Origin of the sequence: Xanthomonas sp. fls2-241-TYG-148 (assembly GCF_030208815.1) — a bacterium.
GTDB classification, from domain to species: domain Bacteria; phylum Pseudomonadota; class Gammaproteobacteria; order Xanthomonadales; family Xanthomonadaceae; genus Xanthomonas; species Xanthomonas campestris.
Genome location: NZ_JARVTE010000001.1, coordinates 424,936 through 448,307, shown reverse-complemented (window position 1 = coordinate 448,307; position 23,372 = coordinate 424,936). Strand labels below are relative to the sequence as shown.

At 66.1% G+C, this 23,372-nt stretch carries 20 protein-coding genes; 8 read left to right on the top strand and 12 right to left on the bottom strand.

From position 1 onward, the window contains the following. The first annotated feature begins 2 nt into the window (after positions 1-2). Entirely contained in the window at positions 3-299 is a 297-nt protein-coding gene (locus QRM60_RS01920) for an RnfH family protein (RefSeq protein WP_012438734.1), read from the top strand. A gap of 221 nt (positions 300-520) precedes the next feature. Here the strand turns inward: QRM60_RS01920 and bamE are convergent, their stop codons facing one another. Next, a complete protein-coding gene (bamE, locus tag QRM60_RS01915; RefSeq protein WP_011036655.1) occupies positions 521-916 on the bottom strand; it encodes an outer membrane protein assembly factor BamE in 396 nt (131 codons plus the stop codon). Between the two features lie 103 nt (positions 917-1,019). On the opposite strand from bamE, the gene fur reads away from it, so the two are divergent. Beyond that, on the top strand, positions 1,020-1,430 hold the full coding sequence (gene fur / locus QRM60_RS01910; protein WP_005988392.1) for a ferric iron uptake transcriptional regulator: 411 nt from the start codon (positions 1,020-1,022) through the stop codon (positions 1,428-1,430). Positions 1,431-2,082: 652 nt separating this feature from the next. On the opposite strand, the gene recN is transcribed toward fur, so the two are convergent. Next, a complete protein-coding gene (recN, locus tag QRM60_RS01905; RefSeq protein WP_285445455.1) occupies positions 2,083-3,747 on the bottom strand; it encodes a DNA repair protein RecN in 1,665 nt (554 codons plus the stop codon). Positions 3,748-3,885: 138 nt separating this feature from the next. On the opposite strand from recN, the gene hrcA reads away from it, so the two are divergent. The 6 genes from hrcA (at position 3,886) to QRM60_RS01875 (ending at position 11,155) form a co-directional block, all read left to right on the top strand. Further along, positions 3,886-4,917, top strand: a complete 1,032-nt coding sequence (gene hrcA / locus QRM60_RS01900) for a heat-inducible transcriptional repressor HrcA (protein ID WP_029628994.1) — start codon at positions 3,886-3,888, stop codon at positions 4,915-4,917. 100 nt (positions 4,918-5,017) lie between these two features. Then, entirely contained in the window at positions 5,018-5,536 is a 519-nt protein-coding gene (grpE, locus tag QRM60_RS01895) for a nucleotide exchange factor GrpE (RefSeq protein WP_014507314.1), read from the top strand. A 141-nt stretch (positions 5,537-5,677) separates the two neighbouring features. Further along, on the top strand, positions 5,678-7,603 hold the full coding sequence (gene dnaK, locus QRM60_RS01890) for a molecular chaperone DnaK (protein WP_285445454.1): 1,926 nt from the start codon (positions 5,678-5,680) through the stop codon (positions 7,601-7,603). A gap of 160 nt (positions 7,604-7,763) precedes the next feature. Continuing rightward, positions 7,764-8,894, top strand: coding sequence for a molecular chaperone DnaJ (gene dnaJ, locus QRM60_RS01885; protein WP_014507316.1), 1,131 nt, complete (start codon positions 7,764-7,766; stop codon positions 8,892-8,894). A gap of 228 nt (positions 8,895-9,122) precedes the next feature. Continuing rightward, the gene (gene pdxY / locus QRM60_RS01880) at positions 9,123-10,031 is read left to right on the top strand and encodes a pyridoxal kinase (protein WP_119959893.1); all 909 of its coding nucleotides are present in this window, start codon (positions 9,123-9,125) and stop codon (positions 10,029-10,031) included. Further along, positions 10,028-11,155 carry a prephenate dehydrogenase gene (locus QRM60_RS01875; RefSeq protein WP_285445453.1) on the top strand — a complete coding sequence of 376 codons (1,128 nt, stop codon included), beginning with the start codon at positions 10,028-10,030 and terminating at the stop codon, positions 11,153-11,155. The genes pdxY and QRM60_RS01875 overlap by 4 nt, the downstream gene beginning before the upstream one ends. A 378-nt stretch (positions 11,156-11,533) precedes the next feature. On the opposite strand, the gene QRM60_RS01870 is transcribed toward QRM60_RS01875, so the two are convergent. From QRM60_RS01870 to sucB, 10 genes are all read right to left on the bottom strand, one after another. Continuing rightward, positions 11,534-11,731 (bottom strand): hypothetical protein, encoded by a 198-nt coding sequence (locus QRM60_RS01870; protein ID WP_011269904.1) that lies wholly within the window; start codon positions 11,729-11,731, stop codon positions 11,534-11,536. Between the two features lie 272 nt (positions 11,732-12,003). Further along, on the bottom strand, positions 12,004-13,407 hold the full coding sequence (locus QRM60_RS01865) for a TolC family protein (protein WP_042598766.1): 1,404 nt from the start codon (positions 13,405-13,407) through the stop codon (positions 12,004-12,006). Beyond that, entirely contained in the window at positions 13,404-14,489 is a 1,086-nt protein-coding gene (locus tag QRM60_RS01860; RefSeq protein WP_285445452.1) for an HlyD family efflux transporter periplasmic adaptor subunit, read from the bottom strand. The genes QRM60_RS01865 and QRM60_RS01860 overlap by 4 nt, the downstream gene beginning before the upstream one ends. Next, positions 14,473-16,164, bottom strand: a complete 1,692-nt coding sequence (locus QRM60_RS01855; RefSeq protein WP_115004320.1) for an ABC transporter ATP-binding protein — start codon at positions 16,162-16,164, stop codon at positions 14,473-14,475. Before QRM60_RS01855 ends, QRM60_RS01860 begins: the two co-directional genes overlap by 17 nt. A gap of 88 nt (positions 16,165-16,252) precedes the next feature. Further along, complete coding sequence (locus tag QRM60_RS01850; RefSeq protein WP_115004321.1) at positions 16,253-17,152, bottom strand: hydrogen peroxide-inducible genes activator; 900 nt, start codon at positions 17,150-17,152, stop codon at positions 16,253-16,255. 95 nt (positions 17,153-17,247) lie between these two features. After that, a complete protein-coding gene (locus tag QRM60_RS01845; RefSeq protein ID WP_076055776.1) occupies positions 17,248-19,014 on the bottom strand; it encodes an ABC transporter transmembrane domain-containing protein in 1,767 nt (588 codons plus the stop codon). Next, entirely contained in the window at positions 19,011-19,613 is a 603-nt protein-coding gene (locus tag QRM60_RS01840) for a YigZ family protein (RefSeq protein ID WP_285445451.1), read from the bottom strand. Before QRM60_RS01840 ends, QRM60_RS01845 begins: the two co-directional genes overlap by 4 nt. A gap of 208 nt (positions 19,614-19,821) precedes the next feature. Beyond that, positions 19,822-20,415, bottom strand: a complete 594-nt coding sequence (locus QRM60_RS01835; protein WP_161962629.1) for a TIGR00730 family Rossman fold protein — start codon at positions 20,413-20,415, stop codon at positions 19,822-19,824. A 153-nt stretch (positions 20,416-20,568) separates the two neighbouring features. After that, entirely contained in the window at positions 20,569-22,005 is a 1,437-nt protein-coding gene (lpdA, locus tag QRM60_RS01830; RefSeq protein ID WP_115555738.1) for a dihydrolipoyl dehydrogenase, read from the bottom strand. 146 nt (positions 22,006-22,151) lie between these two features. Further along, the gene (gene sucB / locus QRM60_RS01825) at positions 22,152-23,366 is read right to left on the bottom strand and encodes a dihydrolipoyllysine-residue succinyltransferase (RefSeq protein WP_070692816.1); all 1,215 of its coding nucleotides are present in this window, start codon (positions 23,364-23,366) and stop codon (positions 22,152-22,154) included. Positions 23,367-23,372 lie beyond the last annotated feature (6 nt).

The following is a 23,372-nucleotide window of genomic DNA, read 5'->3' as shown; positions in this document are numbered from 1 at the left end:
TCATGCGGGTGGAGGTCATCGTCGCCTGGCCGGACCGCTACAGCGCGGTCCAGCTGGAACTTGCCGAGGGCGCCACCGTGGCCGAGGCCGTTGCCGCCTCCGGGTTTGCCGGTGACCAAGCGCTGGTCGCCCAGGCGGTGCATGGCGTGATTGCCACGCCGGCCCAGGTGTTGCGCGACGGCGACCGCGTCGAATTGCTCAGGCCGCTGCTACTGGACCCGAAGGAGGCACGCCGGCGTCGTGCCGCGCCCGCCAAACAGGCGCCGGGCACGCAAAAGAAGCGCAATGCTTCGCCGTAAGGTGCGTTTGATGCGCGGGGAGAGATGAGTTGCCATCGGCCCCAGGCACGGGGCTGGCATCAAAAGAGCAGGGCGCTAAGAGGCAGCGCCTCGGAGCACGCACATGGAAGCAGCACGCGCAGCATCCTGTGGGGTCACCGAGACAAGCGGGGCTGGCCGATGGCCAGCGATATCACGATCAAGCAGCAGCGAGCGGTGATCCACTCGCCGCGTCAGCGTCCTCAGCGGCCGCGCTGCTTCTTCTTGTCGCGGGCCAGGTTGCGGCCGAACTGCTTGGGCGCCGACTTGGCCAGCTGCTCGTCCTGGGCCGGGAAATAATCGCCTTCCCAACGCACGACCTGCTCATTTTCGAAGAACACGGTGAAGTTCTTGACGTCGGTCCGCGCCAGACGATCGACGCGCTGCGTGGACGTGTAGTCCCAACGCTGGGCATGGAACGGATCGGGGATGGACGGTGTTCCCAGCAACGCGCTGACCTGCTGCTTGCTCTGGCCTACCTGCAGTTGCTCCACGGCGGTCTGTTTGATCAGATTGCCCTGGTAGATCGGCTGCTTGTAGATGATGCCGCAGCCAGCGGTGGAGAGTGCAACGGCGGCGACCAGCAGGAGATTGCGCATCGGGGATTAAGTGCTGAGGAAATCACGCCGATGATACACTCCCGGCGGTCGCCGCGACCCGTCTCAGGCAGCTGGCGCTAAATCGCCAATGAACGGAGAACGTATGGAAACCCACGACCTGCGCAAAGTCGGGCTCAAGGTGACCCATCCGCGCATGCGGATCCTGGAGCTGCTCGAACAGAAGAGCAACCAGCACCACCTCAGCGCAGAAGACATCTATCGCCAGCTGCTGGACCATGGCGACGAAATCGGCCTGGCCACGGTTTACCGCGTGCTGACCCAATTCGAGGCTGCAGGCCTGGTGTTGAAGCACAATTTCGAAGGCGGCCAGGCCGTGTACGAGCTGGACCGCGGCGGCCATCACGACCACATGGTCGATGTGGACACCGGCCACGTGATCGAGTTCGAGAGCGAAGAAATTGAAGCGCTGCAGCGCCAGATTGCGGCGAAGCATGGCTACGAGCTCGAAGAGCATTCGCTGGTGCTGTACGTGCGCAAGAAGCGCCCGCGCTGACACCACGTTGCCCCAGGTAACACTGACAAGGCGGCTTCGGCCGCCTTGTGCATGTTTGGGAGAAGCGCATCGCTGATGTGCTGCGCGCGACATGCTATCCGTCGTGACCCTTGATGAAACAGTGGTCAGCGTTCTGGCGCGTAAGTGCGTCCTAGTGCGCCGGACAGTGCGCGCCCGCGTTGCGCCTGCACGCGACGATTGAGTACGGCCGTGCCACTACTCAACTGCCGATGCAGGAGATCTGCCGTGATGCGTGGATTGCGCATGTCACGTGTGGCTAGGGCGTTGTGCAGTGCGCGTGCGCAGCAATTGCAGCGCGCGCCGCAATCGAGACGTCCGTGGTCAAGCGCGATGTACGCCTGCCGCTCGACGGGAGCAAGCGCCCCAGCTTCAGTCTGGAATTGCCGCAGATAAGGCAGTGGCGCCGCATTGTCGCGATGCGCCGCAAATAGTGCATCGGGTGCCGCCTTGCCGATCACCAGGCCTGCGCTATCGAACAGGCCAATCGCACTGAGAGTCGGGGCTCAAGCAGGCGTGCCGATCTACCGATCGCAGCAATATCCAGCCCCGCAAGCGCGGAGGGAAAGTCAGTGCGAACTCGGGCGGGCACATCGCGCTGCGAGCCCGCAGCACGATGTGCCCGCCCTGCAACTCAGGCGCTCTGCAGCAGCTTGCGCGCCGCCGCGCGGGCTTCCTTGCTGACTTCCACGCCGCCGAGCATGCGCGCCAGTTCTTCCTGGCGTGCCTGCGGGCCGAGCAGTTCTACCGCGCTCTGGGTCATGCCATCCACCGGCGCCTTGCTCACGCGGTAATGCGCGTGGCCCTTGGCGGCGACCTGTGGCAAGTGGGTGACGCACAGTACCTGGCGTTCTTCGCCCAGGGCACGCAGCTTCTGGCCGACGATGTCGGCCACCGCGCCGCCGATACCGGAATCCACTTCGTCGAACACCATGGTCGGCACGCTGTCCAGGCCGAGCGCTGCCACTTCGATCGCCAGCGAGATACGCGACAGTTCGCCGCCGGAGGCCACCTTGCGCAGGGCGCGCGGCGGCTGCCCGGCGTTGGCGGCGACCAGGAATTCCACCCGCTCGGCGCCATTGGGATCCGGGCGCAGGGTCTCTTGCGGCTGCAACTGGATCAAAAATTGCCCGCCGCCCATGCCCAGTTCGCCGATCAGCGTGGTGGTGGCAGCGGACAACGCTTGCGCAGCGCTCTGGCGGCTGGCGCTGAGGGCGCTGGCGGCGCCTTGCCAGACGCCGATGGCCGCCTCGATGTGCTTGTCCAGCTGCTGCAGGCGCTCGTCGGCGCCACGCAGGCTCTCAACCTCGGCGGTCAGGTGGTCGCGATGCGCGGCCAGCTCGTCAGGCGAAACGCGGTGCTTGCGGGCCAGGTCATGCAGGCGGCCGAGGCGGCGCTCCATGGCCTCGAACTGGGTGGGGTCGGCATCCAGGTCGTCGCGCACGCGGTCGAGCAGGGCGAGCGCTTCTTCGATCTGGATCGCGGCGCTGTCCAGTAGCGCATCCACTTCGCCCAGCCGCGGCTCGTGCTCGGCCACCCGGGCCAGGTCGTGCCGGCTGTCCTGCAGCAGGCCCAGCGCCGAAGGGCCCTCGTCGCCATTGAGCTGCTGGACCACGCTCTCGCAGGCGCCGATCAAGGCAGTGGCGTGTGCCTGGCGGCGATGGTTGGTGTCCAGCGCGGCGATGGCCGCCGGGTCCAGGTCCTCGCGCTCCAGTTCGGCCAGTTGGTGCTCCAGAAAGCCGATGCGGTCGGAGACATCGCCTTGCGCGGACAAGGCATCGCGCTCGTCCAGCAGCGCCTGCCAGCGCTGGCTGGCCTGGCGCACCTGCTCGCGCTGGGCGCTGTTGCGGGCGTAGGCATCGAGCAGGGCTAGCTGGCTGTTGCGGGCCATCAGCGCCTGGTGCTCGTGCTGGCCGTGGATTTCCACCAGCCGCGCGGCCAGGTCGGACAGCTGCGAGGAGGTCACCGGGCGGCCGTTGATCCAGGCGCGCGAGCCGCCGTCGGCGCGAATGATCCGGCGCAGCTGGCATTGGGCATCGTCATCGAGCTCGTTGTCGGCCAGCCAGGTCAGGCCGGGGTGCTCGGCCGGCAGCTGGAATTCGGCCGACAGCTCGGCGCGGTCGGCGCCGTGGCGGACCACGCCGCTGTCGGCGCGCAGGCCGGACAAAAAGCCCAGCGCATCCACCATCAGCGACTTGCCGGCGCCGGTTTCGCCTGAGACCACGGTCATGCCCGGCCCGAATTCGAGTTCGGTGGCGCGGACAACGGCGAAATCCTTGATTGAGAGGTGTCTGAGCATGGGATCGAGTGTGAACGCTTTGGGGAAGCTTAGGGCCGATGGGGACGCTGGGGGAATGGGATGCTTGCCAACCCCGGGGCCAGACATTATCTATGCCCAGTCTCACCGGATGATCCCATGCGCGCGTCCCAGTCCCCAATGCTCGACCCCCGCGCACGCCACCTGCTGCGCACGCTGATCGCGCGTTACATCCGCGATGGCGAACCGGTGGGCTCCAAGACGCTGGCCCAGCATGCCGGCCTGGATGTCAGCCCGGCGACGATCCGTAATATTTTGGCCGACCTGGAAGACATCGGGCTGCTCAGTTCTCCGCACACCTCGGCTGGGCGGGTGCCCACCGCGCACGGCTACCGGGTGTTCGTCGACAGCCTGGTGCAGATGCAGCCGCCCGGCGAAGAGGAGGTGCGCCGGCTGCGCGCCGAGCTGGCCAGCAGCAACGGGACGCAGTCGCTGCTGGGTAGCGCTTCGCAGATGCTGTCGGCGATGAGCCACTTCGTGGGCGTGGTGAGCGCGCCGCGCCGCGAGCAGTTTGCGTTCCGGCATATCGATTTCGTGCCGCTGGACGCGCGCCGGGTGCTGGCGATCCTGGTATTTGCCGACAACGAGGTGCAGAACCGGGTGATCGAGCCGCGCCGCGCCTACGAGCCGGCCGAGCTGGAACGGGTGGCCAACTACCTCAACGCGCAGTTCGCCGGGCGCGCGCTGTCGGACATCCGCGCTTCGCTGCTGCGCGAGCTACGGCTGGCCAAGAACGAGATGGAGCAGTTGCTGGCGCACAGCGTGGACCTGGCCAGCGAGGCGCTGGTGCCGGCCGATGCCGACGACATGGTGATGGCCGGGCAGACCCGCCTGATGGGCGTGCAGGACCTGTCGGACCTGGACCGGCTGCGCGAGCTGTTCGAGGCCTTCGCCAGCAAGCGCGAGATCCTGCAACTGCTCGAACGCACCATCCAGGCGCCGGGCGTGCGCATCTTCATCGGCGAGGAAACCGGCATGGTGTCGCTGGACGACGTCTCGCTGGTCACCGCGCCGTACACCGCCGGCGGCCAGGTGCTGGGCGTGCTGGGGGTGATCGGGCCCAAACGCATGGCCTACGACCGGGTGATTCCGCTGGTGCAGACCGCCGCGCAGATGCTGGGCGCGGCCATGGAGCCGCCCGGCACGCGATAACCGCGCTCGATCGGAGTGATGGCATTTGCTTGAAACGCGCGCGAGCGCCCACATACGGGGTGACGTTGGGGCGGGCGTTCCGCTTGCCCGGGAACTGCACATGAACCAAGACCACCCCGAATTCGACTCCGAAGACCTGTCCCAGAACCCGCCCGAGACCGATCCGCTCAAGGCCGAGATCGAGTCCTTGCGCAGCGAGATCGCCCTGGTCAAGGCCGACGCTCTGCGCGAGCGTGCCGACCTGGAGAACCAGCGCAAGCGCATCGCCCGCGATGTGGAGAACGCGCGCAAGTTCGCCAACGAGAAGCTGCTCGGCGAACTGCTGCCGGTGTTCGACAGCCTGGACGCGGGCCTCACCGCCGCCGGCACCGAGCCCAGCCCGCTGCGCGATGGCCTGGATCTGACCTACAAGCAGCTGCTCAAGGTCGCTGCCGACAACGGTTTGACCCTGCTCGACCCGGTCGGCCAGCCGTTCAACCCCGACCAGCATCAGGCGATCAGCCAGGGCGAGGCCGAGGGCATCGCGCCGGGCCACGTCGTACAGGTGTTCCAGAAGGGTTACCTGCTCAACGAGCGCCTGCTGCGCCCGGCCCTGGTGGTCGTGGCCAAGCACGACTGAGCACTGCTGCCGGCTGAACCGGCCGGCGCAGACGCGGAACGCAGATTCGTACAGGTGGCTTGAACACCTGCGCACCACCCCCACATCTCAGCCAGACCCGGCGTCGCCGGACACAGCTAAAGACTCATCAGGAGCGTATCCATGGGCAAGATCATTGGTATTGACCTCGGCACCACGAACTCGTGCGTGGCGATCATGGACGGCGGCAAGGCCCGCGTCATCGAAAATTCCGAGGGCGATCGCACCACGCCCTCGATCGTCGCCTACACCAAGGACGGCGAAGTGCTGGTCGGTGCCTCGGCCAAGCGCCAGGCGGTGACCAACCCGAAGAACACCTTCTACGCGGTGAAGCGCCTGATCGGCCGCAAGTTCACTGACGGCGAAGTGCAGAAGGACATCTCCCACGTGCCGTACGGCATCCTGGCGCACGACAACGGCGACGCCTGGGTGCAGACCAGCGATTCCAAGCGCATGGCGCCGCAGGAAATCTCCGCACGCGTGCTGGAAAAGATGAAGAAGACCGCCGAGGACTTCCTGGGCGAGAAGGTCACCGAAGCGGTGATCACGGTGCCGGCGTACTTCAACGACAGTCAGCGCCAGGCGACCAAGGACGCGGGCCGCATCGCCGGTCTGGACGTCAAGCGCATTATCAACGAGCCGACGGCTGCTGCCCTGGCCTATGGCCTGGACAAGAACGGCGGTGACCGCAAGATTGCCGTATACGACCTGGGCGGCGGCACCTTCGACGTGTCGATCATCGAAATCGCCGAAGTCGATGGTGAGAAGCAGTTCGAAGTGCTGGCCACCAACGGTGACACCTTCCTGGGCGGCGAAGACTTCGACAACCGCGTCATCGAGTATCTGGTCGACGAATTCAACAAGGATCAGGGCATCGATCTGCGCAAGGATCCGTTGGCGCTGCAGCGCCTCAAGGACGCCGCAGAGCGCGCCAAGATCGAGCTGTCGACCTCGCAGCAGACCGAAGTGAACCTGCCGTACGTCACCGCCGATGCCTCGGGCCCGAAGCACCTCAACATCAAGTTGACCCGTGCCAAGCTCGAAGCGCTGGTGGAAGACCTGGTCAAGAAGTCGATCGAGCCGTGCCGCACCGCGTTGAACGACGCCGGTCTGCGCGCCAGCGACATCAACGAAGTGATCCTGGTCGGCGGTCAGACCCGTATGCCGAAGGTGCAGCAGGCCGTTGCCGATTTCTTCGGCAAGGAACCGCGCAAGGACGTCAACCCGGACGAAGCCGTGGCCGTGGGCGCCGCGATCCAGGGCGGCGTGCTGGCTGGCGACGTCAAGGACGTGCTGCTGCTGGACGTGACCCCGCTGTCGCTGGGTATCGAAACCATGGGCGGCGTGTTCACCAAGATCATCGAAAAGAACACCACCATCCCGACCAAGGCCTCGCAGACCTTCTCCACTGCCGAAGACAACCAGTCGGCCGTGACCGTGCATGTGCTGCAGGGTGAGCGCGAGCAGGCCCGCTTCAACAAGTCGCTGGCCAAGTTCGACCTGTCCGGCATCGAGCCGGCGCCGCGCGGCATGCCGCAGGTGGAGGTGTCCTTCGACATCGACGCGAACGGCATCCTGCATGTGTCGGCCAAGGACAAGAAGACCAACAAGGAGCAGAAGGTCGAGATCAAGGCCGGTTCGGGCCTGTCGGATGAAGAGATCCAGCGCATGGTCGCCGACGCGGAAGCCAACCGCGAAGAAGACAAGAAGTTCCAGGAGCTGGTGCAAACCCGCAACCAGGCCGATGGCTTGATCCATGCCACCCGCACCGCGATCACCGAGCATGGCAGCAAGGTGGGTGGCGATGTGATCGGCAAGGTGGAAGCGGCGCTGGCCGATCTGGAAACCGCCATGAAGGGCGACGACAAGGCGCAGATCGAAGCACGCAGCAAGACCCTGGAAGAAGCCGGCCAGTCGCTGTACGCAGCGGCCGCCGCAGCAGAACAGGGCGGCGGCGCCGATGCGGCCAGCGGCAATGCGCAGGCCTCCAAGGCCGCCGATGACGTGGTGGACGCCGAGTTCACCGAGGTCAAGGACGATAAGAAGTAAGCCGTGATTCGGGAGTCGGGAATGGGGATTCGCACGCCGCCGTGCGGGTGAGTCCCCACCCCGATATCCTCAACGCGTCGCGTCGCCAAGGCGGACCAGCATGTGCTGTCCGCTTTCGCGTTTCAACGAATCTCAAATCACGAATCCCGAATCCCGGCTTATGAGCAAACGCGATTACTACGAAGTTCTGGGCGTGGCCCGTGGCGCCAGCGACGAGGAGCTGAAGAAGGCTTATCGGCGTTGTGCCATGAAGTACCACCCGGACCGCAATCCCGGCGACGCTGCTGCAGAGGCAACGTTTAAGGAATGCAAGGAAGCCTATGAAGTGCTGTCGGATGGCAACAAGCGCCGTGCCTACGACGCGCACGGCCATGCGGCGTTCGAGCACGGCATGGGCGGCGGCGGCGGTGGGCCTGGTGGTCCGGACATGGGAGATATCTTTGGCGATATCTTCGGCAATATTTTTGGCGGTGGCGCCGCCGGTCCGCGCGCTGCGCGACGTGGTGCCGACGTCGGCTACGTGTTGGAACTGGATCTGGAAGAAGCCGTCGCCGGCATCGAGCGGCGCATCGAGATCCCCACGCTGATCGAGTGCGACCCCTGCCACGGCAGCGGCTCGGAAGACGGCAAGGTGGAAGTCTGCGCAACTTGCCATGGGCGCGGCCAGGTCCGCATCCAGCGCGGCATCTTCGCCATGCAACAGAGCTGCCCGCATTGCGACGGCCGCGGCACGCTGATCCAGAACCCGTGCAAGACCTGCCACGGCGCTGGTCGCGTGGAAGAAGACAAGGTGCTGTCGATCAAGGTGCCGGCAGGCGTGGACACCGGCGACCGTATCCGCTTGGCAGGCGAGGGCGAAGCCGGCCCGGCCGGTACGCCACCGGGCGATCTGTATGTGGAAGTGCGCGTGCGCGAGCATGCGATCTTCCAGCGCGATGGCGACGACCTGCATTGCGAGGTGCCGATCCGCATTTCGCAAGCGGCACTCGGCGACACCGTGCGGGTGGCCACGCTGGGCGGCGAAGCGGAAATCCGCATCCCGGCCGAAACGCAGACCGGCAAGCTGTTCCGGCTGCGTGGCAAGGGCGTGCGCTCGGTGCGCAGCCGCAGCGAGGGCGATCTGTACTGCCGCGTGGTGGTGGAAACGCCGGTCAACCTCACCGCCGATCAGCGCGAATTGCTCAAGCAGTTCGAGGCCACGTTCACCGGTGAGGACGCGCGCAAGCACTCGCCCAAGTCGGCGACCTTCATCGATGGGGTGAAGGGTTTCTGGGATCGGATGACGTCCTGATCCAGGGACCCGGTTCCAGGTGATGTGATCCAGCAACGTCCGGCGTGCAGCGATGCACGCCGGATTTTTTATGGAATCGCCTGCGCGGGTTGCGTGCCCAACTCGGCATAACCAAGCAGCAACCAGGCGCAGCGTTGTGATGCACGGGGGTGCCATTGCTGCTGTTTCGACAGCACGCTTGCCGGCTTGCGCGGATAATGGGACATCTCTTTCGAAGATGGTGCCTGCATGAGCGACGCAACCGACAGCCACCTCGTCCACGGCCGCCGTCAGCGCCCGGATGGTCCTGCACCGGTCGATGTGATCTCGGTGCAATCGCAATTGGTCTACGGGCATGCCGGCAACAGCGCGGCGGTGCCGCCGTTGCGCGCGCTGGGCTTACGCGTGGCGGAAGTGCCCACTACCTTGCTGAGCAATGCGCCGTTCTATGCCACCTTGCGCGGACGCATCCTGCCGGCCGACTGGCTGGCGGATCTGTTGCTGGGCGCGACCGAGCGCGGCCTGCCGCAGCGTGCACGCATGCTGGTCTCCGGTTACTTCGGCAGTCTGGCCAATGGCGAGGCGTTTGCGGACTGGCTGGAGCAGACCCTGCCGCAGGCGCCACAGTTGCGCTATTGCCTGGACCCGGTGATTGGTGACACCCACACCGGCCCCTACGTGGAGCCCGGGTTAGAGCGCGTGTTTGCCGAGCGGCTGTTGCCGCATGCCTGGCTGGTCACGCCCAATGCCTTCGAGCTTGGTCGCCTGACCGGGCTGCCGAGTCTGGAACAGGACGATGCCATCGTCGCCGCACGCGCCTTGCTTGCGCGTGGCCCGCACTGGGTGCTTGCGCATAGCGTGGCGGGCGGCACCGGCGAGCTGGTGACCCTGGCCGTGAGCGCTGAGGCAGTCTATCGCTGGGCCAGCCCGCACCTGCCGGTGGACGTGGCCGGCACCGGTGATGTGCTGATGGCGTTGCTGATTGGCCTGCTGCTGCGCGATGTGCCATTCGAGCAGGCGGTGGGGCACGCGCTGACCGGCGTGCATGCGGCGCTGGAGGCCACCTTGGCTGCCGGCTTCGAGGAATTCGATGTGCTGGCCGCTGCGCCGGCCGCGCTTGGCACCGCGCCGCGCTTTGCGGTCGAGCGACTGGCGTGATCGCGCATCCGGTCGTTGGCATCGTCGGGATCGCCGGCGCCTACGGGCGCTGGCTCGCCCAATTCCTGCGCACGCGCATGGGGCTGGAGGTGATCGGCGTGGATCCGGCGTTACCGGACGGGCTGGACGACGCCACGCTGGTGGCGCGCGCCGATGTGCTGATTTTTTCGGCACCAATCCGCCACACCGCTGCGCTGATCGAACGTTATGCCGCTCTTGCCGGCGCGCGTGCGGCGGAGCAACTGTGGCTGGATGTCACCTCGATCAAGCAGGCGCCAGTCGCGGCGATGCTGGCGTCGCAGGCCGAGGTGGTGGGCCTGCACCCGATGACCGCACCGCCCAAGTCGCCCACCTTGAAGGGGCGGGTGATGGTGGTCTGCCACGCACGTGTGCAGCGCTGGTCCGGCTGGGTGGATGCGCTGTGCAGCGCGTTGCAGGCCGAGTGCGTCTACGCCACACCCGAACACCACGACCGCGTGATGGCCCTGGTGCAGGCCATGGTGCATGCCACCCATCTGGCGCAGGCTGGCACCTTGCGCGACTATGCCCCCTTGCTCGGCGAGTTGCGCACCTTGATGCCGTACCGCTCGGCCTCGTTCGAACTGGATACCGCGGTGATCGCGCGCATTCTCTCGCTCAACCCGTCGATCTACGAAGACATCCAGTTCGGCAATCCTTACGTTGCCGAAATGCTCGACCGCCTGCTCGCGCAGCTGCAAGAACTGCGCGGCCTGGTGGTGCAGGGCGATGATGCGGCACGCCTGCGATTTCGGCAGGCCTTTCTCGATGCCAACACGCAGGCCCTGCAAGGCGATTCACTGGCGGCCGGCAACTACACCTATGAGCGGGTGGGCTACCTGCTGGCCGACCTCACCGAGCCGCTGACCTTGAGCGTGTATTTGCCCGAAGACCAGCCGGGCTCGTTACGCGTGTTGCTGCATGTATTCGAGCAGCACGGCGTCAATCTGTCCTCGATCCATTCCTCGCGCACACCTAGCGGCGAGCTGCACTTTCGGATGGGGTTCGAGCCGGAGAGCGATCGCGCTGCACTGGGCCGCGCCGCAGCGCAAATCGATGCCGACCGGATCGGGCGGGTGCTGGAGCGCGTTGATCGGGAGCGTTGAGCCCTCCGACTCAGGCGTGGTGCTCCAGAGTTTGGGAAACCTGACTCATCAGCAGCAGCGATGTAGTCGTAGGTCTGGCGCCTGTCCACCTGCACCGCCTCATGCGTAGGCAGCCTTAAGGCGCTTTGCTTCCGTCAATTGTGTGGCCTTTGGATGCAACACATCTGCGACAGCAACGCAGTGGCAAGTCGAAGCGGACTCGCCCGCTGAGCGCAATTCGAATTGCGGGTGAAAGCGGCCACGAGCACATGCCAACCCAAACGGCAGATTCATCCACACAGGGTGTGGATGAATCCTGGACAAGCATGTGGATAACTCGCATCAGCCCTTGCCGCGCAACGGCCGGGTTTGCCATGGTCAAAAAATGACCAGCTGGCGTTATGCCGCTTGCAGGCTCAGTTCGCCGCCGCTGGTGACGAAGCGTTGGCCCTGCCGCAGCAGATGGCGACCGTCGGGGAGCTCATAGCGTGGTGTCGCGTGTGTCTGCGCGCGCCCCTGCGGTTGGTCGTCGCGGAACTCGATGATCACGTAGGGCTCGCCGTCTGCACCGACGGCTGGAAATTGCCGAAAAGACATCTCGCACCTCCTCAGTTTCAAGGTTGCAATGCGACCGTCAACGATCGCGCGACCGGCGCTGTTGCCGGTGTCGCGAGCATGCGCAGCGCCGTGTTACTGATGCGTCGTCAAGCGATGAAGCACACAATGATGGCGCCGGTTGTGGCTGCTTTTTAGCTTCTCGCGCTACGCGCGCGACACTTCGAGGGCATGGCAGTGGTGCGTTGCACGCTGCCCAGCGGCGGGCCTGTTGTGCTGGATGCACGGACAAATCCGGCCAGCGCCAGCGTGCGCTACTGGCGCAGCATCAAAGCGTCACGGTCCGCGGTGGCGGCAGCAAGTTCGGCACGTGCGGAGGCGATCCGCGCCTGCGCGTCGATCAGCCGCACGCGGGCATCGTTGGCAGTTTCTTCGCGTTGATTAACGAGGAAAAAGTCGCCCGAGCCCAGTTCGAAACGGCGCCGCTCCGCCGCAGCGAGCCGGTCTGCCAGGCTGCGCTCCTCATCGGCGATGCCGGCCAGCCGCTCGGCGGCATTGAGCGAGATGACGATGGATTCCACTTCCACCGAAATCTGGTCGCGCAGGAAGCGGCTACGCTGATCCAGCGCCTCGATCTCCGCGCGTGCCTCGGCCACGCGGCCCTTGGCGGAACGGTTTTCCAGCGGCACGCTGAAACGGAAGCCGATGATCGCATCGGTCGGCGAACGGTTTGGGCCACCCACGCCGGGCGCGCCCAGATCCTTGCTGACCTCGAAACTCACGTCCAGGCGCGGCTTCAGATCGTTCTGCGCCAGCATCAGGCGGGCGGTGGCCTGATCGATGCGGGTCAGCACGGCGCGGTAATCGGGGCGTTCCACCGGCGCGGTGATCTTGCTGGCGCCGGCCAGGCCTTCAAGCGCGGAGGTATCGGCGGGCAGCCGCTCGGCGGACACGATCAGCGGCATGCCGGCGTCGTCGCGCAGATACAAGGACAACGCATTGGCCGCATTGGCGAAGTCCTGCTCCGAGCGCACCACAAGCGCGCGGCGGCGCACCAGGTTCTGGTCGTTTTCGGTCAACAGAATGGTTGGCCGTGCGCCGAGCGTCACTTGCCGGGAAATGGCGTTGCGGCGGCGTTCGGCCAGCTCCAGCAGGTCCTTGTAGGCCCGCAGCTTCAGCCCGGCCGCGACCCAGCTCTGGTAGGCGTCCACCGCGCGGCGCTGCACGCCAATCGCCACCATCTCCGCTTCGTATTGCGCCACGTCGATGTCGCCGCTGGCCACGCTGCGGCGGGTGCGGCGCTCATCCACCACGCGGTCGCGCAGCAGCGCATACAGCGCACCGACTTTCACTTCGCCGCCGCGGTCGGTGTAGGACTTGTCTTCGTAGACCGGAAACGACCCGCGCGAGGACCGGTACCCGCCGTAGTAGTAGCCGCCGTTTTCCTCGAAGGGCCGCTTGACCGTGCTCTCGATCGAACTGCCGTCGTAATAGCCGGCTTCGCGCGAGCGGCCATCGATATCGAACACCGTATCGAACGCGCCATTGGCCGATAGCCCCTTGCCTTCGGCCTGGCGCACCTTGGCCAGCGATTCGACGATCTGCGGCGCCGAGCGGGCAGAGGACTGCAATACCTCGTCCAGGGTCAGGGCAGCGGTCTGGGCGAATGCCGCACCGGGGCAGAGTGCGATCAGCAGGGCAACAAGACGGTGCATCATTTCTTGCCCGTCGCGTCGTCTTCGGCCTTGTACGCCGCCGGCCTGGCCTTGCCGTCATCCTGCTGCGTGGCCGTCGGGCGGCGGCCGAATTCCAGCGGGAAGTTGTTGAGTTGGCGCCACAGTTCGTAGCCGACCCGCACGGTCTCGCCCTGCACCCAGCCGCGCACCTTGCCGCCCTGGCGCGCGAATTCCTGCGCCGGCCACGCCGGCTTACCCGGCATGGGTTCGACCAGGATGCGGAACAACCCATCGGGCGCGGCGTTGGGGTCGATGGCACGCACGCGGCCATCGAACATGCCGTGCGCCACTGACGGCCAGCCGCTGAACTGGATTGCCGGCCAGCCTTCGAACTCCAGACGCACCGGCCGGCCCGGGCGGATCAACGGCACGTCGCGGCCGTCGATATACAGTTCGACCGCGCGCTCCACGCGTTCGGGCGCGATCACCGCGAGCACCGTGCCCGGCGACACCATCGCGCTGCCGCTGGCCGCGTTGAGCTGCTGCACGCGGCCGTCGCGCGGCGCACGCACCAACTGCGCAGATTGGCGATTCAACTGGATGTCGATCCGGGTCAACTTGGCGCGCGACTCGGCCAGCTTGGCATCGGCTTCGGCCACCTTGATCTGGGTCAGCTCGTAGTCGCGGCGCCCGGCCAGGCCTTCGGCCAGCAATTGCCGGCTGCGCTCCACATCGATGCCGGCTACCGCGCGTGATTGCTGGATGGCGGTGATCTCGGCCTGCACCTGCGCCCGTTCGCTGGCCAGGCGGGTCAGCAGGTCCGGATCCAGATCGCCGACGCGCGCGATCGGGTCGCCACGCGAGACATGCTGGCCGTCGTGCACGTACCACGTCTCGACACGGCCGGGAACGAAGGCGGTGACCTGCTGCTGGCGGTCGCCCGGGTCCAGCGAGACCACTTGTCCCTTGCCGCTGGCGGTCTGCACCCACGGCGCCAGCGCCAGGATCGCCGCGGCAATGGCCACGCCGATCAGCAGCATCCAGGCCAGCGCCTTGGCGATGCTGGGCGGCCGCATCGCCGCCAGGGTGGGGAAGTGTGCGTTGCGATCAGCGGCCTGGCGCATCGTCTGCCTCCTGCATGGATGCGATCAGGGCATCGCGCGTGGCGTAGCGCTGCTGCTGCTCGGGCTGCAGGCGGAACCAGCCGTCCAGGGTGATGTCCTCCGGCCGGCCGGTGCACAACAAGGCGGTGGTGCCGGTGGCTTTCAAACGGCGCAGGATCTTGGTCAGGCGTTCTGCCGGGATCAGGTCGTACAGCTGCGACAGCATCAGCACGCGCGGCTGTACCAGCAGCGCGTTGGCCAGCTTCAGCGCCATCACCTCGCCGATCCACAACGGGTAGCCGGAGGCAGCCAGACGCGTGTCCAGCCCCTTGGGAAGCGAGGCAATGCGGCTGCGCAAGCCCACCGCGTCGATGGCTTCCAGCATCGCTTCGGAGCTCACATCACTGGAGGCCAGCGCAAGGTATTCGCGAATGGTGACCTCCACGATGGTGGGGCGGTCGAGCACGGTGACTTCCGAACGTAGCAGGTACATGTCGAAGGTGGCCATGTCGGCACCGCCCACCATCACCAGCCCGCGATCGGGCACCACGTGCCGTTTCAACACCATTGCCAGCAGCCGCTCGGCACCGCCATCGGCCAGCGTCACCAGCTGTTCGCCGGCGGCCAGCGAAAAGTCGAACCGCGCGCCATCGATCACCACGCCATCCAGGCGGACCGCGCTGTTGCCCGGGGTCTTGCCCGGCGCCACCACGGCACGCTCCTGCGGGATGGCAAACAGCAACGAGAGTTCTTCGGAGCTGGCGACCAGGTCGTAGAACGCGTCCAGGTAGGTGCCTAGCTGGGAGATACCGTAGAACACCGCGCTCAGGATCAGCTCGGCCGCCACCAGCTGGCCGATCGACAACTCACCGCGCAGGATCAGGTTGCCGCCCAGTGCCAGCAACGCCGCGCTGGCCACCGCGTAGACCAGCAGGAAGGAGGCGGTCTGGGTGAAGCTGTAGCTGAAGTGGCGCCGATGCCGATCGATGTAGGCGGCCGTGACCGCCTCGGAGCGATCCATCGCGAAATCGAGATGGCGGCTGGACTTGTAGAACCCGTTGGAGCCGCCGACGCTTTCCAGCCAGCGTGCGGCCTCGTGCTTGGCATGGCTCAGATCCACCGCGGTGCGGATCGACCCGCGCGACCAGAGCATCCAGATGCTGAAGATCACCAGCAGCAGCAAGGCGTTGAAGCCCAGGAAAAACGGGTGGTAGAAGCTGGTGACGATCAGCCCCACTGCCGACTGCAGCACGATGGTGAACGCACCGATGGCCAGACTCGGCACGGCCTTCTGCACCACCACCAGATCGAAGTAGCGGTTGAACATGTCGCCGCGGTTCTGGTCGGCGAAGAACGGGTTCTGCGCATGCACGGCGCGCACCGTGATCTCGGCCACCACGCGTGCGAACAGGCGGCGTTCGAACAACGCCATGACCCACACCCGCATCGCGCTCAGGCCGGCGACCAGCAGCAACAGGCCGAGCAACAATCCCGACAGGGTCCATAGCGGCGTGGGCAGCGCGGTGTTGGCCACGCTGTTGATCAGCAACTGCACCGAGATTGGCGTGGCCAGCGACAATAGACTGATCGCCACGCCGTAGACGATGGCCAGACGCACATAGGGCATGTCCGGCCCGACGATCTCCGCCAGCCAGCTTGCCGCTTCCCGCCATCCGATCTGTTTGCCCGCCGCCATTGCACTTCCGCTGATGAGTTCAGTGCAGCATTGACGAGTTCGTGCTTACGAACAAGGTCGGCGAGCTTATTTGCCGCATAGGATTTTCCTATGCGGCGGCGGCGCGCAGTAAATCGGCGATAAGCCCGAACGCCGGCGCACGGCCGGCACCTTGTCGCCAGAGCAGGCCGATGTCGCGGTAATAGCGCCCACCCTTGACCGGCCGCACCACCACATCGTCGCCTTCGCGGATCTCCTGGCGCACGTACAGATCCGGCAGCAGCGCCAGGCCCATGCCCATGCCGGCCATCTGCCGGATCGCATCCAGACTGGTGCCTTCGTAATCGCGCAGCACGTTGGCGCCGACTTCCGCCGCAATCGCGGCCACCTGCTCGGCCAGGCGATATTCCGGCATCAGGGTCAGCAAGCTGGCGCCGCGCAGATCGGCGGGAGTGATGCAGGCCTTGGTTCGCAGCGGATGGTCGGCAGCCATGGTCACGTGCAGCGGTTCGCGGAACAGGCGTTCGCTATGCAAGCCGCGCCCGGCCACCGGCAACTGCGCCAGGATCACGTCGTGCACGCCAGTGGCCAGGTCGCTGGCCAGCACTGTTGGCAATCCTTCGCGCACATGCACGCGCAGCGCCGGATGCTCACGGTGCAGCCGCGCCACCAGGCTGGGCATCAGGTACGCGCCCAGCGTGGGCGACACGCCGAGCCGGATGGTGCCGATCAGCGAATCCGCCGAGGTGGCGCGCACGTCTTCCAGGTCGGCCAGATCGAGCAGGATGCTGCGTGCACGCGCCAGCAGTTCGCGCCCCAATGGGGTGAGGATCGCCGGCCCGCCGCGTTCGAACAGCGGCGCGCCGATGATGGTTTCCAACCCGCGGATCTGCTGCGACAGCGAGGGTTGCGAAACACCCATCTGCTCGGCGGCACGGGTGAAGCTGCCGGTGTCTGCCAGCGCGACGAAATAACTGAGTTGGCGGATGGTGGTTCTGGGGCGGGGCATGGGTCAGCGCCTGGCCTCAGCGCGTACGGGCGTGCATGACGAGGTGCCCGTATGCGCGTGCCGCGTGATTGCAGCGGTCGGCGAGCGTGTGGCGGTCACTGATCGATGAACTGCAGCTTCGCCAACTCCGCGTACAGCCCGCCTTCGGCCACCAGTTGCGCATGCGTGCCTTGCGCCACGATGCGGCCGGCGTCCATCACCACAATGCGATCGGCCTTGAGCACGGTTGCCAGGCGATGCGCGATGACCAGCGTGGTGCGGCCCTGCATCAAGCGGTCCAGCGCCTGCTGCACGGCGCGCTCGCTTTGTGCATCCAGCGCGCTCGTGGCCTCGTCCAGCAACAGGATCGGGGCGTCCTTGAGCAGCGCCCGTGCGATTGCCACGCGCTGCTGCTGGCCGCCGGACAGGCGCGTGCCGCGCTCGCCCAGTTCGCTGGCGTAGCCCTGCGGCAATGCGCGCAAGAAGATGTCGGCCTCGGCAGCCGTGGCGGCGGCTTCCACCTGCGCGTCGCTGGCGTCCAGGCGGCCATACCGGATGTTGTCGGCAGCGCTGGCGGCGAACAAGGTCGGCTGCTGCGGCACCAGTGCGATCTGCTCGCGCAGCAGCACTGGATCGGTCTGGCGCAGATCCACCTCATCGATCCGCACGCTGCCGCTCAGCGGGTCGTGGAAGCGCAACAGCATCGCCAGCACCGTGCTCTTGCCGGCGCCGGAGGGGCCGACCAGCGCGACGGTTTCGCCCGGCTGCACATGCAGGTCGAAGCCATCCAGCGCCGGCATGTCCGGGCGCTGCGGGTAGTGGAAGACCACCTGGTCGAAATGGATCGCGCCGCGCACCGGCACCGGCAACGGCTGTGGGGTCGCAGGCGCAACAATTGCCGACTGCTCGTCGAGCAGCTCGCCGATCCGCCCCATGCCACCGGCTGCGCGTTGCAGCTCGTTCCACACTTCGGCCAGCGCACCCACCGAACCACCGCCAATCAATGCATACAGCACGAACTGGCCCAGCGTGCCCGGCGTCATCTGCCCGGCGATGACATCGTGCGCGCCCAACCACAGCACCGCGACGATGGCCCCGAAGATCAGCATGATCGCCACTGCGGTGACGGTGGCCTGGGTGCGGATGCGTACGCGCGCGGTCCCGATGGCTGCCTGCAAGGCCTGGCTGAAGCGGTTGCTCTCGTAGCCCTCGCGCGCATGTGCCTGCACCGTGCGCACCGCTCCCAGCGTTTCGGCGGCAAGCGTGTTGGCGTCGGCCACGCGGTCCTGGCTGGCCCGCGAGATCTTCTGCAGGCGGCGCGCGCCGAGCACGATCGGCAGCACCGCCAGCGGAATGCCGATCAAGGTGAAGCCGGCCAGCCGCGGGCTGGTGACAAACAGCATCACCAGGCTACCGATCACCGTGACCGAACTGCGCAAGGCCACCGACATGGTGGTGCCGACCACCCCGCGCAGCAGTTCGCTGTCGGCCGACAGGCGTGACACCAGCTCGCCGCTGCGGCTGCGATCGTGGAAGCCGGCATCCAGGCCAATCAGATGGGCATACAGGCGGCCGCGCAGGTCGGCGACCACTTTTTCGCCCAGCAGCGCCACGAAATAAAAGCGCGCCGCCGTGGCCAGCGCCAGCACCACCGCCACCGCGAATAGAAGCGCGAAGGCCTGGTTGATCTGCGTTCCGCCGGAGAAGCCGTGGTCGATCATGCGCTTGACCGCAGCCGGCAGGCTCAGCGTGGCCGCCGAGGAGACCGCCAATGCGACCAGCCAGGCCGCGAACAGGCCGCGCTGGCGCTGCACGAAGGGCCACAGGGTGCGCAGGTTGCCAAGCTTGCGGAGCGGGGCAGGCTTGGCGGGGGGCTGGCTCATGCGGCTTCCGGTGTTGAGAGATGGACCCTGTTGCGAGTGGCGTCGCACAGGCGGGTTTTCAAGCCGGCGAGCTGATCCGCGGCCACTTGCACGCGCAATGCGGCGCCCTCGGCGTCGAATTGCTCGTCCAGCTTGTCGGCGTGGAAGGTCGATAGCGCGGCGTGGACCACGCCCAGGTCGTCGAACGGGCAGCGCAGGGCCAGCAGCGACATCGCCACCAGTGGCCGGCGTGTGGCCAGCCGCAGGCATTCGGCAGCCGTACCGCCGTACGCGCGCACCAGGCCGCCAGCGCCGAGCTTGATGCCGCCATACCAGCGCGTCACCACCACCACGACGCGGTCGTAGCCCTGGCCATCGATCGCAGCCAGGATCGGCCGGCCAGCGGTGCCGCTGGGTTCGCCGTCGTCGCTGGAGCGGTATTCCTGCCCGTAGCGGTAGGCCCAGCAATTGTGCGTGGCATCCAAGACCGCAAAGCGCCGCACCTGCTCCAGTACCTGCTCGGGCGATGTCAGCGCGCAGGCCTGTGCGACGAAGCGACTGTGCTTGATCTCCAGGCTGTGGTGCGTATCGGCGGCGAGGGTATCTGGCATCGCGTGCATTCTATGCGAGCTGGTCGTGCGCGGCCGGGCGTGCGTCTCTGTGCGGACAGGTGCCGGCGCCAAGATGTTGCGGCGCGGATGTGCAGCGCGCTATCCGCATGGTCACTGATCAGCGTGGTGCTAGATCACTACAGCATCTGCGCGGGGTTCTCGCCGTACTACAAGCCGCTGCGCTGGTCCGCAGCGACTGTTGCTGCCGCCGTGACAATCACACCAGGGTGGAGCGGCGCTTCTCGTCGATCCACTTCGACGCCTGTGCCGGCGTGTAGTGCTGCATCCACTCCAGCATCTGCTCGATGTCGGCGCCGTACCACAGGTCGCTGCGCTGATCCGGATGCAGGAAGCGTTCCTCGACCATGCGATCGATCATGCCGATCAGCGGCGCGTAGAAGCCTTCGATGTCCAGGAACGCGCAGGGCTTGTTGCCGATGCCCAGCTGCCGCCAGGTCAGCATCTCGAAGATCTCCTCCATGGTGCCGAAGCCACCGGGCAGGGCGACGAACGCATCCGACAGCTCGAACATGCGCATCTTGCGCTCATGCATGGAGCCGACAATTTCCAGTGTGGTCAGCCCGCGATGCGCCACTTCCCAATCGGCGAGCTGCTGCGGAATCACGCCGGTCACTTCGCCACCTGCGGCCAGCACCGCGTTGGCCACCGTGCCCATCAGCCCGACATTGCCACCGCCATACACCAGGCGCAGCCCCTGTTTGGCGATGCGCTCACCCAGCGCGATGGCGCGCTCGGCATAGGCAGGCTTGTTGCCGGCATTGGAACCACAGTAGACGCAGATGCTTTTCATGGGATGAGAATCGGGAGTAGGGAATTGGGAATGGGTAAAAGCAAAAACAAAAGCCGGAACGCATGACGCCGGACCTAGGTCCGGCGTCAGCATGAAGAGCGAAGTGATGGGAACACTCTTACGATTCCCAATTCCCCACTCCCGATTCCCGGCTTAATTAGCCTTATGAATGGCGCGCTTGCTCACCGCCATGGCGGCATCGTGGATCGCTTCGGACAGGGTCGGGTGCGCATGGCAGATGCGTGCCAGATCGTCGGCCGAGCCGCTGAACTCCATCGTCAGCACACCTTCGTGCACCAGCTCCGAGACACCGACGCCCACCAGGTGCATCCCCAGCACGCGGTCGGTTTCGGCATCGGCGATCACCTTGACGAAGCCGGCCGGCTCGCCCATGGCCACCGCACGGCCGATCGCCGCGAACGGGAAGCTGCCGGCCTTGTAGGCAACGCCTTCGGCCTTGAGCTGCTGCTCGGTCTTGCCGACCCAGGCAATTTCCGGCTCGGTGTAGATGACCCACGGAATGGTGTCGAAGTTGACGTGGCCGGGCAGGCCGGCGATCAGCTCGGCCACTGCGATGCCTTCCTCGAAGCCCTTGTGCGCCAGCATCGGGCCGCGCACGCAGTCGCCGATCGCCCACACGCCGTCGACGCCGGTGTGGCAATGGCCATCGACCTCGATCTGGCCACGCTCGGTCACCTTGACGCCGGTGCCTTCGGCCAGCAGGTTCTTGGTCGCGGCCTTGCGGCCCACGGCCACCAGCAACTTGTCCACGGTCAGGGTCTGCTCGCCGGCAGCGTCGGTGTAGCTGAGCACCACCTGCTTGGCGTCGCCGCTGCCGGTGATCTCGGTCTTGCTGACCTTGGCGCCCAGCTTGATGTCCAGGCCCTGCTTCTTGAATTCCTTCAGCGCGGTCTTGGCCACTTCTGCATCGGCCAGCGCCAGGAAATCCGGCAGCGCTTCGAGGATGGTGACCTCGGCGCCCAGACGCTTCCACACGCTGCCCAGTTCCAGGCCAATGACGCCGGCACCGATCACTGCCATGCGCTTGGGCACCGCGGTGAAGTCCAGGCCGCCGACATTATCGACGATGGTGTCGCCGTCGAACTTGGCGAACGGCAGTTCGATCGATTCCGAACCGGCCGCCAGGATCACGTTGGTGCCCTTGAGCTCGATCTCGCCGCCTTCGTGCTGGGCGACCTTGACGATGTTGCCCGGCAGCAGCTGGCCGAAGCCGTAGTACGGGGTGATCTTGTTCGCCTTGAACAGCATGGCGATGCCGCCGGTGAACTGCTTCACGATCTTGTCCTTGCGGCCGATCATGGTGGGCACGTCCATCTTGGCGTCGTTGAAGCTGATGCCGTGGTCGCCGAACAGGTGGCCCATGTTCCAGAACTGGCGCGAGGAATCCAGCAGCGCCTTGGACGGGATGCAGCCCACGCGCAGGCAGGTACCGCCCAGGGCGGGCTTGCCGTCCTTGCCGATGGCTGCGTCGATGCAGGCGACCTTCATGCCGAGCTGCGCTGCACGAATCGCAGCGTGATAACCGGCCGGGCCGGCACCGATGACGACGACGTCGAATTGTTCGCTCATTTCATTTGCTCACGGGAATGGGGAGTAGGGAATGGGGAATCGCAACAGCGCACGCGCCTGTCGCGTCCCATCCAGGTCCAGGCGGGAATGGAGCGGTCGATGGGCGCTTGTCCCATTCCCGAATCTCCATTCCCGATTCCCGGCTCTTAGAGGCCAAACAGCATCCGGCCCGGGTTTTCCAGCTGATTCTTGATGTCGACCAGGAACTGCACCGAATCCTTGCCGTCGATGATGCGGTGGTCGTAGGACAGCGCCAGGTACATCATCGGCGCGATCACGACCTGGCCGTTCTCGGCGATCGGACGTTCCTTGATCGCGTGCATGCCCAGGATGGCGCTCTGCGGCGGGTTGATGATCGGGGTCGACAACAGCGAGCCGAAGGTGCCGCCATTGGTGATGGTGAAGGTGCCACCCTGCAGGTCGTCCAGGCCCAGCTTGCCGGCGCGTGCCTTGGCGGCGTAGTCGGCGATGCCCTGTTCGACTTCGGCGAACGACTGGCGCTCGACGTTACGCAGCACCGGCGTCACCAGACCCTTCTCGGTGGAGACGGCGATCGAGATGTCGCTGTAGCCGTGATAGATGATGTCGTCGCCGTCGATCGAGGCATTGACCAGCGGGAAGCGCTGCAGTGCGTTGGCCGCGGCCTTGACGAAGAAGCTCATGAAACCGAGCTTGATGCCGTGCGCCTTCTGGAATTCGTCCTGCAGTTCCTTGCGCGCGGCCGACACCTTGGCGAGGTTGACCTCGTTGAAGGTGGTCAGCATCGCGGTGGAATTCTTGGACTCCATCAGGCGCTTGGCGATCGTCTTGCGCACACGGGTCATCGCCACGCGCTCTTCCGGACGGGCGCCAGACGCCTTGCCCACGCCGCCGGCCTTGGCGAAGTTGACGATATCTTCCTTGGTCACCGCGCCACGACGGCCGGTGCCGTCGACCTGCGACGGATCCACGCCCTGGGTGATGGCGGAAAAACGCGCACCCGGCGGAAGGCTGTCAGCAGACGACTTCGATGCAACCGGCGCGGCAGCGGCAGCGGCAGCCGGTGCCGGTGCAGCAGCAGGCGCAGCGGCGGCAGCCGGGGCATCGGCCTTCTTCTCTTCGGCCGGTGCGGCCGCGGCCACGGCGCCTTCTTCGATGATCGCCAGGATCTGGTTGCTGGTGACCGTGCTGCCGGCTTCGAACTTGATTTCCTTCAGTACGCCGTCGACCGGCGAAGGAACTTCCAACACGACCTTGTCGGTTTCCAGATCGACCAGATTCTCGTCGCGCTTGACCGCTTCACCGGCCTTCTTGTGCCAGCTGGCGATGGTGGCGTCGGAAACGGATTCGGGCAGTACCGGAACTTTGACTTCGGTGGCCATTCGGGG